The sequence below is a fragment of the Rhizobium sp. CFBP 13726 genome, from assembly GCF_014841925.1.
Classification (GTDB): domain Bacteria; phylum Pseudomonadota; class Alphaproteobacteria; order Rhizobiales; family Rhizobiaceae; genus Neorhizobium; species Neorhizobium soli.
In genome coordinates, this window is sequence record NZ_JACYUU010000001.1 from 1,434,531 (window position 1) to 1,448,519 (window position 13,989).

The window sequence follows — 13,989 nt, forward strand, 5'->3', positions numbered from 1 at the left end:
TCACCCGTTCGTCAACAGTCTCATGAGCCGGTCGAATAGAAAGGCCCCGTAGGGCCTTCCTGCTAAACTTTACCGGCGCTGTCAAGTTACCAGACCTTGCTCACCTTCAAGGTCAGCGTACGCGCTTCGCCGTAGCCGCAGAAATACATCGTGTTGCAGCCCGCGACATATTCCTTGTCGAACAGGTTGGTCACGTTGAGCGCAGCCTTCCAGTCGTTCTTTTCATAACGGATACCCGCATCGAACACGGTCGCATCCTCCACGCGAAGCGTATTGGCGTCGTCAGCCCAGGACTTGCCGCGGTAGCGCACACCGGCCCCGAGACCCACGCCTGCGAGCGGTCCGTCCGTAACCGTGTAGTCAAGCCAGAGCGATGTCTGCGCGTTCGGCACCACCGCCGGCGTATTGCCCTCCAGCGAGGAATCGCCAGGGTTTTCGGTGAACTCGAGATCCGTGTAGGAGGCGGCGGCGATGAGCTTCCAGTTGCGATCCAGATTGAACTTGCCTTCGAGTTCAACACCGCGTGAGCGGACTTCGCCGAGCTGACGGTCACCGATGGCCGGGACACTGACCGTATAGTTCTGCTTGTCGATCTGGAACACCGACGCCGTCAGACTTCCGTCGAGCCAGGTCGGCTCGTACTTGACGCCAGCCTCGTACTGCTCGCCTTCTTCGGGCTTCAGCGCGCCATCCGCACCGGTGCCGACAAGTGGGCTAAAGAAGGTGGCGACGCTCGCATAGGGCGTCATACCGTTTTCGAATTCGTAGGCGATACCCGCACGGCCGCTCCAGGCGGTATCGTTCAGCTCGGCATCACCGGTGCCGAGGCGGTCGTCAACGTCACTTTCGAGATAATCGAAGCGACCGTTGAGGGTGGCGACCCAGCCTCCGCCAAACTTGATCTGGTCCTGCACATAAGCACCGACCTGATTGATCGTGTAGATCTGATGCGTCGACGGCACGAGCGTCGGGTTCGGCAGGTCGTTGCTCGGGTTGAGCGGATCGTATTGCGGCGGATAAGCTCCGAACGCTGTCGCCAGCTGGTCGTTATCGAGACGGTAATAGCGATAATCCACGCCGACCATGACCTTGTGGCTGGCGCCGCCAAGCTCGAACTCGTTCTCCAAGCGGTTGTCGACATTGAACGAGTCGGCCGACGAGCGCACGTCATCGGCGTAGGTCAGCACCAGACCATCGGTTTGCGAGAGGAAGTCGAACGCGTAGATCTGACGTTCGCGCTTGTCGAGATGCGCGTAGCGCAGGTTCTGCGTGAACTTCCAGCCGCTATCGAACTCATGCTCGAACTCGTAGCCGACCATTGCCTGCGTCGAGCGACCGATATCGAAATCGGGGTCGCCGACAAACACGTCTCGGTCAAGCTTGCCGAACACGGGATTGTTTTCCACCGTGCCGGTATAGGGCAGCAGACCGTTGGACGTATGGGTCTGATCGAGCTTGCTGACGGAGGCCCAGACATTGAGGCTGGTCGTGTCGGTCGGCTGGAATGTGATCTGCGGCATGAACACGCCGCGGATATCATCCTGCTCATCCGAATAGCCCTGGCCGCCGGAAAGCTTGCCCGTGAAGCGGTAGCTGACGACATCGCTGCCGAGCGCCTTGTCCGAGAAGTCGAAGCCTGCATAACCGCTGCCGTTGCTGTCCACTCCGAGCTCGGTGTAGAAATAGGGCTCGTCCGTGGGGCGCTTGCGCACCAGGTTCACGACACCGCCGGCATTGGCGCCCCCGAGCAGAACCGATGCCGGGCCTTTGAGAACCTCCACGCGCTCCAGCAGGAACGGATCGATCTGGAAATTGCCGAAGGCGTGGCTGGTCAGAGCCAGATTGTCGTAGAAGAGACCCGTCTGCGAAGCGTTGAAGCCGCGCACATAAATCCAGTCGGTATCGGGATCCGAACCGTAAGGCTGCGCAAAGACGCCGGGCGTATAGAGAAGCGCCTGATCGACCTTATCGACGACGCCGCGGTCCTCCAGCTCCTCGCGTCCGACGACGGATACGGACTGCGGAATTTCATTGATCGGCGTATCGGTCTTGGAACCCGTGGTCGTCTGCTTGGCAACGTAACCCTCAACAGGGCCGGTACCGCCGCCTTCCGTTCCTTGGCCCTCGATCACGATTGGTGCAAGCGTTGTCCCCTCGCTCTGCACCTGCGCCCGCGCGCTAAACGATGCGCTGAGCGCCATTAGGGCAACCCCTGCCCCAAGCGCCGCCTTCACCTTGTTCTTCCCCAAAATTCCACTCATATTCGCCCCACTCACGCCCGCCATACTACTGGCACAATAGATGAGTGTTTAACTCAAATTAAACGCCCTCGCTTGCCCGCATCCGCGATATTTGAACGATCTTGGGCAAAGTTCGCCAACGGAACCTCGTCACCGCCGATTCAAATCGAGTGTGACTTTTTCCATTTCGACGGCGTGGTGCCCACATGCTTGCGGAACACGCGGCTGAAATGCGCGTGATCGGCAAAGCCGCTCTCCACCGCAACTTCCGTCAACGGCCGGGCGCCGGAAATCAGCATCTGCTTGGCACGGTCGAGACGGGCATTCATCTGCCACTCGTGCGGTGCAAACCCGGTCGACGCCTTGAACGAGTGGCTGAAATGCGATTGCGACAACCCCGTCAGGGTCGCGATCTCCTGCAGCCGAATGCTGCGAAGGCAATTGGCCTCGATGAATTCCACGGCGCGCCGCAACTGCCACGGGGCAAGCGTGCTGCGCTTGCGAGCGTCCGACAGCTTGGCGATCTTCAGCACATCGACGAGCAGCGCGACCGTCAGGCCATCGCCGTAGAGATCATGGAGCGGGTCCGGACTGGCAACTTCCGTCGCGATCAGCTGCGCCAGCGACATCACGCGCGGATCGGCAAACAGAAGATGCGGCTCGGTCAGACGCCGCGGATCGAGTTCGTCCATCAGCCTGCGCCGCAAACCATCCGCATCGAAATGAATGTCGAGGTGCCGCACATACTGGACGTCTTCGATGTCGACCCAGAGATCCATTTCGGCCGGGATATAGGAGATCGGGCTCTCGCAGCTGTCCTGCGGCGAGCCACCCGCCCGCGGACTGCATTTCACCGACGGCCGTCCGCCACCCCGGTGCTCCAGCAGGATGAAAAGCCGCGGATCCTGCGCTACATAGTAGCCACCCGCATGCGGACCGCATTCCACATCCCACAGATCTGCAGTGATCCCATTCCAGTGCCGCCGACGCATGCCGCCGATGACCGAAAAACCTTCGATCTGGTTTCGCATCCGAGGCTGGAAGGTCATGAAGTCACCGTGGCACATTAAACTTGGCTTTGGTTATCAAGTTTAAGCGCGTGCATCAATCCCTGCCAATTGCGGCCGACTGCTGCAGAGGATCACGGTGATTGGACCCGGCGTAACATCCGCTACGCCGGGGCCAAAGTTCTGGTTACGGCAGCGTATAGGCCGTCTTCACGATCGTGAAGAATTCCGCTGCATACTTGCCTTGTTCGCGTGAACCGAACGACGAAGCCTTGCGGCCACCGAACGGAACGTGGAAGTCGACGCCCGCCGTCGGCAGGTTGACCATCACCATCCCGGCTTCGGAGTTCCGCTTGAAATGCGTCGCATGCTTCAGGCTGGTCGTCGCGATGCCGGCGGAAAGGCCGAACGGGGTATCGTTGGCAACGGAGAGCGCCTCGTCGTAATCCTTGACCCGGATGACCGACACGACCGGTCCGAAAATCTCTTCCTGGCTGATGCGCATCTGGTTGGTCGCTTCGGTAAACATCGTCGGCTGAAGATAGAAGCCGGGAGTATCGCGGGACACCACCTCGCCGCCGAAGGCAAGCTTGGCGCCTTCGCTTTTGCCGATCTCGATGTAGTCGGTATCCTGCTTGAGCTGCCTCTCGTCGACGACGGGACCGATATGCGTGCCGGCCTTCAGTGCGTTGTCAACGGTCAGTGACTTCAGCTTGTCGGTCATGGCAGCCACGAACCTGTCGTGAATACCTTCCGTCACGATCAGCCGCGACGATGCCGTGCAGCGCTGGCCGGTGGAGAAGAAGCCGGAATTGGCAGCGGCTTCCACGGCGACCGAAAGATCGGCATCGTCAAGCACCACCATCGGGTTCTTGCCGCCCATTTCCAGCTGGAACTTGCGGTTATGCTCGATCGAGGCAAGCGCCACCCGCTTGCCGGTGCCGGTCGAGCCTGTGAACGTGATACCGCCGAGATCCCGGCTGTCGAGCATGGCCTGACCGACCACCGAGCCGCTTCCCATCACCAGGTTGAGCACGCCCTTCGGCAGGCCGGCGCGGTGGAGAATATCGACGATCGCCCAGGCGCAGCCCGGCACGAGTTCGGCTGGCTTGAACACGACCGTGTTGCCGTAGCAAAGCGCCGGCGCGATCTTCCACGCCGGAATGGCGATCGGAAAATTCCACGGCGTGATGATGCCGATGACGCCGAGCGGTTCGCGGGTAATCTCGACGGTGATGCCCGGCCGTGCCGACGGCACGATCTCGCCGGTCAGGCGCAGCGCTTCGCCCGCGAAGAAATCGAAGATCTGCGCCGCGCGCGTCACTTCGCCGATCGCCTCGGGAAGGATCTTTCCTTCTTCGCGCGCCAGCAGCTTGCCGAGCTCTTCCTTGCGGGCAAGGATCTCGTCCGCGGTCTTTTTCAGGATCGCGTGCCGCTCGAGAATGCCGGAACGCGACCATGCGGGAAACGCAGCCTTGGCGGCCGCGATCGCGGTCTTGGTATCCTCGGCACTCCCCCTTGCATAAAGCCCCACGACATCTTTCGTGTCGGACGGGCTGATATTCTCGGACGCATCCGAGCCGACCCATTCGCCGGCAATCAGGTTCTGGTAGATCGTCATTACAAAATTCCTATCTCAGATATCGTCCGGATGCCCGGCCGTGGTGAATGCACCGCCTTGATAAATGACCGCGGGATCGGCCGGATCGTCAACCGCCGCCGCCTCCACTTCCACGCGCCATTTGGCGGATGTGTCCTGCGGTCTCCAGCCAAGGAAGGACGCGTTGCCGTTGTCCCACCATTGTTCGTCGTTTGCCGAAGCGCCGTAGACCACCGTATGGCCAAGCCGTGGAGCGGAGAAGGCCCGCCCGCAAAGCGAAATGAAATCCTGGTAGCTCAGCCATGTCGCGAGCATACGTCGGGTGAGCGGCTTGTCGAAGCAGGATCCGATCCGCATCGACAGCGTCTCCTGGGCGAACTTCTGCCAGTACATGCTGGCAACCGCCTCGCCGAACACTTTGGAAACACCATAGAGCGAGTCCGGCTTCGGTGCGACGCTGTTGTCGATGAATTCGTCGCGTCTGTAATAGCCGACGACATGGTTGGAACTGGCAAATACGATGCGCGGCTTGCCGCTGTGGCGGGCGGCTTCATACAGATTGTAGAGGCCGACGATATTGGCCTGCAGGATCATGTCGAACGGTTTTTCGATCGAAACACCGCCGAGATGGATGATACCGTCGACGCCTTCAACCAGTTTGGCGACGGCTGCGGCATCGGACAGATCGCAGCGCACGAAACGCTGGTTCGCACCGGGATCATCGATGTCGGTGAGATCCGACAGCACCACTTCTTCTGCAAGCTCGCTCAGCAGCGGACGAATTCCGCGCGCAAGCCCGCCGGCGGCGCCGGTCAGCAAAAGTCTCTTCAGCATTGATCCTCCCCAGGACAGCTTCCTATCACAATGTCATCATACATGATGACCTAACTCATACTATAAGATGCGCGAGGGAGGTCAAGCAGGCGGCGGCGGATTGCCGGCGATCAGTTGGCGCAGCACCTCCATATCGCGCCCCAGCGGGCGATCGTCCGCGTAGATGGCCACATGCTGCCGCACCATATCGTGGACATCTAGGGTGCCGTTTGCGGGAGATGCGGTAGCGCTGAGAATGTCCTGGGCCTGGACGCCCGCCATCAGTTCGATCGCAAGCACCTGTTCGGCATTGTCGAGTATGGCGAGCAGCTTGTTGGCCGCCGCGGTCGGATGCGCCAGGAAATCCTCCTGAAGCCCCGAGGTCAGACCGCCATCGGTTGCGGCGGGCGCGGCCATCCGCCGGTTGTCGTTGACGAGTGCTGCTGCCGTGTATTGCGCGATCATGAAGCCGGAATGGCTGCCCGCATCGGTCGCAAGAAACGGCGGCAGGCCGCTTACCAGCGGATTGACCAGCCGGTCAATGCGACGTTCGCTCATGGCCGCAACCTGGGCAATGGCACTCGCAAGCGCATCGGCGGCATGCCCGAGCGCCGGCGCCACCGCATGGGCTTCGGACCAGACGAGCGGCGCACCCGGCGTGCCGGCAATTGCAGGGTTGTCGGTGACGGAGGCAAGCTCCTGATCGACAATTCCGCACGCGTGGGCAAACACGTCGCGGGCGGCGCCATGCGCATGCGGTATGGCGCGAAGACTGAGCGCATCCTGTGTTCGACGCCCGACCGCGGCCGCGATGATACCGCTTCCCTGAAGACGCGACCGCAATGCCGCTCCGACCATAGCGATGCCGGCCGAAGGCCTCAGCGCCAACACATCCTCGTCGAAAGCGGCCATCTGGCAACCGGCAGCCTCCAGCGTCACAGCGGCAATCGCATCGGCCCAGTCGAGCAACCGATCGGCGCGTGCGAGCGCCACGCAGGCAAGCCCGGTCGAGCAGGCGGTGCCGTTCACGAGGCTGAGGCCCTCCTTGGCGCCGAGCACCAGCGGTTCGAGCCCGATTGCGGCAAGCGCCGCGCGCCCGGTCATCCGCTCGCCCGCCACGGACGCATGCCCCTCACCGATCAGCACCAGTGCCGTATGGGCGTTGTGGATGAGATACCCGGCCGAGCCCTTCGACGGCATATCCGGAACGCAATCGGCCTCCAGAAACCTGCACAGGTATCGAACGATGTCAGGGCGCACGCCCGAATGCCCATGGGCGAAATTCTCGATCTGCGCTGCGATCACCGCCCGCACCTCGCGCCGGGCAAGCAGCGGACCGACGCCGCAGGCATGGCTCATGACGATATTGCGCGAAAGCCGGCTCTGTGCGTCGCGATCGACGACCGTATCGGACAGCGCGCCGACACCCGTCGTGATGCCATACGCCCTCGCGCCGCTTTCTACCAACGCTTCAACGATGCGGCGGGCATAAGCAATTCGGTCCCAAGCCCCTTGCGAAAGAGAGAGATCCTCACCCTCCGCCACGCGCGCGACATCGCGCCATGTCATTGCCTTGTCGAGAAGGATCGTCACGGGCAGCGTCCCTTGAAAGGCCGGGGTTGGCGAAGGCGCTACGATAGGCGTCTCAAGGGATAAGGCAAAGTCCCGGCAGCGGCGTCGATGTGTCAGGCGACGGCAGGATAGCCAAGCGCTTCGGCCTGCCGCTCAAGCTCGAGCAGCCTCTCGTAACGGGAATCGTCGAGAACCGCGAAACCGGACAGTGCCAGCACGTCACGCACATCCGCAAGCGACGGTTCGACAAGGGCGGCCTCAAGCGCTTCTCGCAAAAGCGCCACCTCGTCATCGGACGCAGATGCACGGGTGATCAACGGCAGGCCGGGGCCGGATGGGGTCTCTGCCACCACGACGATATCAGCCAGATCGTCAGGCGCGAACCGCGCCACATGACCGTACGTGATGCAGTCTATCGCAGCGCAATCCGCCCTGCCCTCGGCAACCGCAGCTATGCTGGCGGCATGCCCACCAGTCTCGATCACCTTACCGAAGAAGAGCGGTCCGCGCGCAATCAGGGCGATCACCGCGCGAAACAGGTTGGCGCCCGAATTGCTGTCGGGACTGTTGATCGCCGCCGTCCGCCCGCGCAGATCTTCAAGCGAGGATATCCCCGCATCCCTCCGAACGATCACGAAGCTGCACATATCCGGCCCGCTGCAACCGGGATAGTCATAGCAGGGCGTCGCCACCAGCCGCACGTTTCCGCGCAGACTGCTGACGTAAGGGTAGCCGCAGGTCTGCGACAACAGCAGATCCGGCAGCGGCCAGGCATCGTCATGGGAGATCGATCGGTCGAGCCTGTCGGGAACCCCGGCCATGCCGGCATCGGTCAGCCTACGGGCAACAAACGCCCACAGCGCATCGGTCGCCTGTGCAACCGCTGGCGGCCCGACATACATCGCCAAACTGGCGAGCCGCGCCGGGCTGTCCATCAATGCAGACCGCCGACACCGAGCAGACGGTCCACCGTCTGCTGATCCTTGGAAAGCGCATCCGGCGTGCCGCTCCAGGCAATGCGCCCGCGCTCCAGAATGATGACATCTTCCGCGAAATCCAGCGCGCTCTGGATCCGCTGCTCCACCAGAAGGATGGTCATGTCGCCTGAGGTCGCAAGTGCCGCGAATGCAATCATCAGTTCCTCGCAGATGACGGGGGCGAGTCCCTCCAGCGGTTCGTCGAGAAGCAACACGGAGGGACGGCCGAGAATGGTGCGGGCCGTCGTCAGCATCTGCTGCTCGCCGCCGGAAAGCTGGTTGCCCAGATTGCTGCGCCGCTCCTTCAGCCGCGGAAACATGGCATAGGCCTCCTCGATCGCATCCTTCGGGCGCGCCTTCAAGCCGACGAACAGGTTTTCCTCCACCGTCAGGCTCGGGAATACACAGCGTTCCTGCGGCACATAGCCAAGTCCCGCACGGGCCCGATCGGCGCTCGCGGCAGTGCTGATATCGGCACCGTCAAGCGCAATCCGTCCGCCGTAACGACGGGTCTGCCCGGCAAGGCTTGCAAGGAGCGTCGTCTTGCCCATGCCGTTGCGGCCGAGAACGGCCAGCCGCCGCCCGGCCGGAACCGTGATGGTAATGTCTTCCAGCACCCTGGTCGGGCCGTAGCCCGCCGACAGGTTTTCGATCTCAAGCGACGCGGCCGGCATCGGCATAGCTCCCCAGATAGGCTTCCCTGACGCGGGGATCGCGTGTGGCGTCGCCCGGCGCGCCGTCGAAGATCACGGCTCCTGCGGCAAGCACCACGACCTTTTTGGCAAACCGGAAGACGAGATCCATGTCATGCTCGATCATCAGCACTGCCAGATCGGCCGGCAATTCGTCGAGAGCCTGCTCGATCAGCCCGACATCGCTCTGCGGCACGCCGGCCGCAGGTTCGTCGAGTAGCAGCACTTTCGGCTTCAAGGCGAGCGCGATGGCGATTTCCAGAAGACGCTGCTGACCATAGGCGATCTCACGGACCTTGCGGTGCATGAGGGCGGTCAGCCGCAACGTCTCGAGACGGTGCTCCACCTCCTGCATCACGTCAGGCATGGTCAGGAAATTGCCGAAGATGCGGCCGGACCGCCCTTCCCGCTGCAGGACCGCAAGGCCCAGATGCTCGGCCGCCGTCATATCCTGAAACAGCCGTGTCACCTGGAAGGACCGCACCAGCCCGCGTTTGACGCGAGCGCTTGCATCGAGCCCCGTGATCACCTCGCCACCCAGCCGCACCTCACCGGAACTTGGGGCTAGCGTTCCCGTCACCAGATTGACGAAGGTCGTCTTGCCGGCACCGTTCGGGCCGATCAACGCCACCCGATCGCCCGCCGCCATGGACAGCGACACATCGTTCGTGACCACCAGCCCGCCGAACGACTTTTTGAGGGCGACGACTTCGAACACGGGGTTTCCGACAGCTGCGGTCATGGCCGTCCCTCCCGCCGTTTTTCAAGAAACGCCGCCACCGTTCCGTAGATGCCCTTCGGCGCAAACAGAACCACGGCAATCAAAAGCGCGCCGACCATGGTGAGCCAGTGGAACGGATTGACTGACGAGACATAGTCCTGGAACATCATGAAGGCGACGGTGCCGGCAAGGGCGCCGAACAGCGATCCCGTGCCGCCGAGTGCCAGCATGACCAGCGCTTCCGCCGACTGGGTAAACGACAGCGTATCGAGCCCGACCACCTGCGTGGAGATGGCGTTTAGCGCGCCGCCCAGCCCCGCGACAGCGCCGGAAATGCCATACATCTTGACGATCGCCCGCTTCGGCGAGGCGCCCATCGCCCGGATCCGCAGCGGATCCTCCTTGAGACCGCGGCACAGCATGCCGAACGGCGACCGCACGAGGATGCGCAGGAGAACGAACACGACGAGCAGCATCACGACCGCGAAAACATAGGCCGTATTGCCGAACAGATCGAATTCGAAACGGCCGAAGATCGGATCCGGCGCGATCCCCGAAAGACCGTCGCTGCCGCCGGTAAAGGACGACATCTTGTTGGCAAGCTCGTGAAACAGATGAATAAGCGCGATCGACAGAACGAGCTGCGGCAGCCCATGGGCACGCAGCATGACAAGCCCCGAGAGCAGCCCGGCAAGCGTTCCGCCGACAAGACCCGCAAGAGTCATCAGCAGCGGATCGTTGATGCCGTAATGGGCAGAGAGAATGCCGGCCGCATAGGCGCCACTGCCAAACAGCGCCGCATGGCCAAGTGTAGCCACGCCGCAATAGCCGGTGACGAGATCAAGCGAAAGCACGAGCAGCGCCACGGCGATGATCCGCGTCAGAAGCGCCAGATTATCTGGAAAGGCAAAATAGCCGATCGCCGCAGCAAGGACGATCACGCCGAACCCCACGACATCACGCATCAGCGAACGCCGTCGGCGCATCGCGCCCATATCCCTTGAACTCACAGCACTCGCCATCCTATTTCGCCCCCTTCATGAGGCCGTTCGGAAACACGCAGATGATGGCGATCACTGCCAGGTAGAAGAAGAACTCGCCGAACTCCGGCAGCAGATAGCGGCCCGTCGTATCGACCGCGCCGAGCAGCAGGCAGGCCAGCAGCGTGCCCCCGATCGAGCCTGCCCCGCCGACGGAAACGACGACCAGGAAAGTGACCAGATAGCGCAGCGCATAATAGGGTTCGACCGGCAGCAATTCGGCCCCGACCACGCCGCCGAAGGCCGCAAGACCGACCGCGACCGCAAAGCTGACCGCATAGATGATTTCCGTGCGAACCCCGAGCGCTGAGGCCATCGCCGCATTGTCGACCGAGGCCCGCAACCTGATGCCGAAACCGGTCTTCTCGATTGCAAGCCACAGGCAAAGTGCCACGGCAAGACCGCAGAAGATTGCAAACAGACGATGCGCGGAAATGCTGCGGAAACCGAGATCGACCGGCTGCTGCAGCACATCCGAAAGCGGAATGGTCTTCAGCGTCGGCCCCATCAGGTAATTGGCAAGCCCGATGATGCAAAAGGTGATGCCGATCGTCATCAGCACCTGCGTCAATTCAGGCGCGCCATAGATGCGCCGATAGAGAAACCGCTCGATCGGCACCGCAATCACGATCGTGGCGACCACGGCTGCAAGAATGGCCGGCGCATAGCCGAGGCCGAGATCCCGCGAAATATAGGAAGCGACATAGCCGCCGATCATCGCGAAGGCGCCGTGGGCGAGATTGACCACCCGCATCAGCCCCATCGTCACTGAAAGCCCGATCGAAATCACGAACAGGATCATGCCATAGGCGAGCGCATCGATACCGATGCTAAAAATCGTCTGCAACCGTCTCGCCTCCCATGCGGTCCTGAACTGCAGGCTGCTTATAATTGAAGCCGAAGGTCAAGAAAATTGCTGGGGTGACAAAAGCCGGAATTCGCCCGAGATGCGGTTATCCACAGAGCGGGGCTACGGCATGGCGAACGAAGCGAACCGACCATGCAAGAACGCCCCCAGCCGCCTCGTGGCCCACCAGTCGCTAGCGAGTGGCCTAGAAGTTGCCGGCAACCGTGCTCCCGAATGACGCAACCGAACCGACGAAGCTGCCAATCATCAAAAACCCACGGCCCGCCCGCATGCAGATCTTTTGCTAATGTGAGGAAACCTTTTGCCCGCCATCGGGTTAAGTCACCGTAGGGAATACAAGGAAACACCATAATGATGAAGCTTCTCGCAGTAACGATCCTTTCCGCTGGTCTCGCAACGTCGGCTATGGCCCAGACGGCAACGTCCGGCACCGCCGCAGACCGCAGCAATGTACAGCAGAACACCGCAGGCGAAGGTGGCAACATCCCGCCGAAGCCAGCAGCTTCCGGCACCGTCGATTCGACAGCTACCAACAGCACCATGCCGAGCAGCAGCACGATGGGCGAAGGCAGCAAGAAGTGCAACAACGGCGGCCAGCCAGGTGACGCAGCCAACTCGGGCAACCTCCCGAACAACACCGGCACAACCGTCCAGGGCACCAACTGCTAATCAGCAGTTTTTCCCCAAAAGCGCTCTCCGCGATATCGCGGGGGGCGCTTTTTTTTGGCTGTAATCACGAGAGAAAATAGCCGTTAGAGGGCAACACGCCTCTCTGAAGGCCCTTAAACGGAAGTCCTGATCGCTTATTCAAAGTCACCATTTGGGTTGACTATCCTGAGATCAGAACGCGCTCGTATTACAGCGAGCTGCGTCGTTTCGCGCAGACCCTAACAAGCTGCTTCCATGCCTCCTTGACTTGCAGTCCGGACGTGTCAGGTTGTGGCGTCCCGGGCGGGCGCTGGACTTCGAGACCTTCCACTGAGATACGCACCCTTACCACAACCTTGTCCAACGACAAGGCGGAGGGGTTCGGCTCGTGTATGTGCTGCGATTGTATCAGAGAACGTGCTGGTATTATTATTTGTTGTTAAGATTCAAGTGATGGGCAGCCGCGATGACGCGCACATTAGAAACGTTCAATGAACAAATTTCGCTTACTGCGTCGCAGTTCTCTTCATACGATCGCATCGTTACATACGACCTAGCCGCAAATCTGAACGACTCGGTTTCACTCGAAATCGCTAGCTCAGGCACGGTGGATTTGAGCCTACAGCTGGAGGGTGTTCGAGCAGTTGTGATCTATGCGTCCGCTGACGGCAACACCGTCACCGCCGGTGATAAGGATGATATCCTCTATGGCGGCAGCGCCTCGGATATTCTGAACGGTGGGAAAGGAAATGACACGCTCTATTCCAGCACGACGCTCTCATCGGAAGTCGACACGTTGAATGGGGGCGACGGTGACGACACATTCCATAGCGGGACTAACACAAGATTGAATGGAGGCCAGGGTCGCGACTTATGGATCGCAAGTGGCGACGTGAGCCGGGTGTCTATTTCAAGCATCGAGGTTTTGGCGACCGGTTTCAGCACAACTATAACACTGACTGTTGAACAGTTGTCTGATTTGGAGTGGCTCGGCGCAATCCCGCTTGCCGACTGGGAGACCTACGGCTCCAACGTGCGGCTTTCCGGGGCCGGCTCTGTAGATTTGACGAAAGCACTTGGCGGAATCCGGCCGGTTAACATCCACGCATCCAGTGCAGGCAACACGATCACCGCTGGAGACCAGAACGACCAGCTGTACGGGAACATGGGTGCCGACGTTCTCAATGGGGGTGGCGGAGACGACGCGATCGAAGACGATAGCTTTGGCGCGTATAACGACATCCTCAACGGCGACACTGGAAACGACGAGATAACTTCCTGGAACGGTAACGACACCCTCAACGGAGGTGCCGGCGACGATTACCTAATGCTTGACGTTACGAATGGTCGAGCCAGCACCGTTATCGGCGGCACCGGATGGGACACGCTTTTCGCCTACGGAAACATGTCAAACCTTTCGATTACTGGCGTAGAAGCAGTCGAGACCAACGGTGACACTATCACTGCTACCGCGGCTCAGTTTTCCAGTTTTGAGCGAATCATAACCTGGTCAATTGGCAAGACAGAAACGGTAAGCGTCATTGTTTCAGGCAGCGGGAGTATCGATTTTTCGGATGCCTTAGAAGGTGAGCGCGGCATTCATGTAACGACATCCGCAGTCGGGAATACCGTGACAGGCGGGACCAAGGCAGACACCTTCGCCGGAGGCAAAGGGGTTGATCGTTTCTACGGGGGCGACGGAGACGACATCCTCGACGGCGGAACTGGCAAGGATATGCTGAACGGCGGCGCCGGCAACGACACATATGTGCTCGGCGCCGAGAGCGACACTGTCTCCGACAGCGCTGGCA

Annotated in this window: 12 protein-coding genes; 2 read left to right on the forward strand and 10 right to left on the reverse strand. The window is 61.1% G+C overall.

The genetic code is table 11. From position 1 onward, the window contains the following. Positions 1 to 86: 86 nt before the first annotated feature. From IFT66_RS07000 to IFT66_RS07045, 10 genes are all read right to left on the reverse strand, one after another. On the reverse strand, positions 87 to 2,261 hold the full coding sequence (locus tag IFT66_RS07000) for a TonB-dependent siderophore receptor (protein WP_192077084.1): 2,175 nt from the start codon (positions 2,259 to 2,261) through the stop codon (positions 87 to 89). A 140-nt stretch (positions 2,262 to 2,401) separates the two neighbouring features. Continuing rightward, positions 2,402 to 3,289 (reverse strand): helix-turn-helix domain-containing protein, encoded by an 888-nt coding sequence (locus IFT66_RS07005; RefSeq protein WP_192077085.1) that lies wholly within the window; start codon positions 3,287 to 3,289, stop codon positions 2,402 to 2,404. A gap of 145 nt (positions 3,290 to 3,434) precedes the next feature. Then, the gene (locus IFT66_RS07010; RefSeq protein WP_192077086.1) at positions 3,435 to 4,868 is read right to left on the reverse strand and encodes an aldehyde dehydrogenase family protein; all 1,434 of its coding nucleotides are present in this window, start codon (positions 4,866 to 4,868) and stop codon (positions 3,435 to 3,437) included. Between the two features lie 15 nt (positions 4,869 to 4,883). After that, on the reverse strand, positions 4,884 to 5,681 hold the full coding sequence (locus IFT66_RS07015) for an NAD-dependent epimerase/dehydratase family protein (protein ID WP_192077087.1): 798 nt from the start codon (positions 5,679 to 5,681) through the stop codon (positions 4,884 to 4,886). Between the two features lie 81 nt (positions 5,682 to 5,762). Next, positions 5,763 to 7,253 carry an aromatic amino acid lyase gene (locus IFT66_RS07020; RefSeq protein ID WP_192077088.1) on the reverse strand — a complete coding sequence of 497 codons (1,491 nt, stop codon included), beginning with the start codon at positions 7,251 to 7,253 and terminating at the stop codon, positions 5,763 to 5,765. A 92-nt stretch (positions 7,254 to 7,345) separates the two neighbouring features. Continuing rightward, positions 7,346 to 8,167 carry a phosphate/phosphite/phosphonate ABC transporter substrate-binding protein gene (locus tag IFT66_RS07025; protein ID WP_192077166.1) on the reverse strand — a complete coding sequence of 274 codons (822 nt, stop codon included), beginning with the start codon at positions 8,165 to 8,167 and terminating at the stop codon, positions 7,346 to 7,348. Further along, positions 8,167 to 8,883, reverse strand: coding sequence for an ABC transporter ATP-binding protein (locus tag IFT66_RS07030; RefSeq protein ID WP_192077089.1), 717 nt, complete (start codon positions 8,881 to 8,883; stop codon positions 8,167 to 8,169). Before IFT66_RS07030 ends, IFT66_RS07025 begins: the two co-directional genes overlap by 1 nt. Continuing rightward, on the reverse strand, positions 8,864 to 9,643 hold the full coding sequence (locus IFT66_RS07035) for an ABC transporter ATP-binding protein (RefSeq protein WP_192077090.1): 780 nt from the start codon (positions 9,641 to 9,643) through the stop codon (positions 8,864 to 8,866). The genes IFT66_RS07030 and IFT66_RS07035 overlap by 20 nt, the downstream gene beginning before the upstream one ends. Continuing rightward, complete coding sequence (locus tag IFT66_RS07040; RefSeq protein WP_192077091.1) at positions 9,640 to 10,644, reverse strand: branched-chain amino acid ABC transporter permease; 1,005 nt, start codon at positions 10,642 to 10,644, stop codon at positions 9,640 to 9,642. The genes IFT66_RS07035 and IFT66_RS07040 overlap by 4 nt, the downstream gene beginning before the upstream one ends. 1 nt (position 10,645) lies before the next feature. Further along, positions 10,646 to 11,509, reverse strand: coding sequence for a branched-chain amino acid ABC transporter permease (locus IFT66_RS07045; protein ID WP_062455955.1), 864 nt, complete (start codon positions 11,507 to 11,509; stop codon positions 10,646 to 10,648). 372 nt (positions 11,510 to 11,881) lie between these two features. Here IFT66_RS07045 and IFT66_RS07050 point away from each other — a divergent pair, with 372 nt between their 5' ends. Beyond that, the gene (locus IFT66_RS07050; protein ID WP_062455952.1) at positions 11,882 to 12,199 is read left to right on the forward strand and encodes a hypothetical protein; all 318 of its coding nucleotides are present in this window, start codon (positions 11,882 to 11,884) and stop codon (positions 12,197 to 12,199) included. 445 nt (positions 12,200 to 12,644) lie between these two features. Further along, a partial coding sequence (locus IFT66_RS07055) for a calcium-binding protein (protein WP_446737867.1) occupies positions 12,645 to 13,989 on the forward strand: 1,345 nt, incomplete at its 3' end.

Coding starts and splice junctions, on each gene's coding strand:
- IFT66_RS07010 (WP_192077086.1), bottom strand. CDS start 4,868: ATGACGATCTACCAGAACCTGATTGCCGGCGAATGGGTCGGCTCGGAT.
- IFT66_RS07000 (WP_192077084.1), bottom strand. CDS start 2,261: ATGAGTGGAATTTTGGGGAAGAACAAGGTGAAGGCGGCGCTTGGGGCA.
- IFT66_RS07030 (WP_192077089.1), bottom strand. CDS start 8,883: ATGCCGGCCGCGTCGCTTGAGATCGAAAACCTGTCGGCGGGCTACGGC.
- IFT66_RS07035 (WP_192077090.1), bottom strand. CDS start 9,643: ATGACCGCAGCTGTCGGAAACCCCGTGTTCGAAGTCGTCGCCCTCAAA.
- IFT66_RS07015 (WP_192077087.1), bottom strand. CDS start 5,681: ATGCTGAAGAGACTTTTGCTGACCGGCGCCGCCGGCGGGCTTGCGCGC.
- IFT66_RS07005 (WP_192077085.1), bottom strand. CDS start 3,289: ATGACCTTCCAGCCTCGGATGCGAAACCAGATCGAAGGTTTTTCGGTC.
- IFT66_RS07025 (WP_192077166.1), bottom strand. CDS start 8,167: ATGGACAGCCCGGCGCGGCTCGCCAGTTTGGCGATGTATGTCGGGCCG.
- IFT66_RS07050 (WP_062455952.1), top strand. CDS start 11,882: ATGATGAAGCTTCTCGCAGTAACGATCCTTTCCGCTGGTCTCGCAACG.
- IFT66_RS07040 (WP_192077091.1), bottom strand. CDS start 10,644: ATGGCGAGTGCTGTGAGTTCAAGGGATATGGGCGCGATGCGCCGACGG.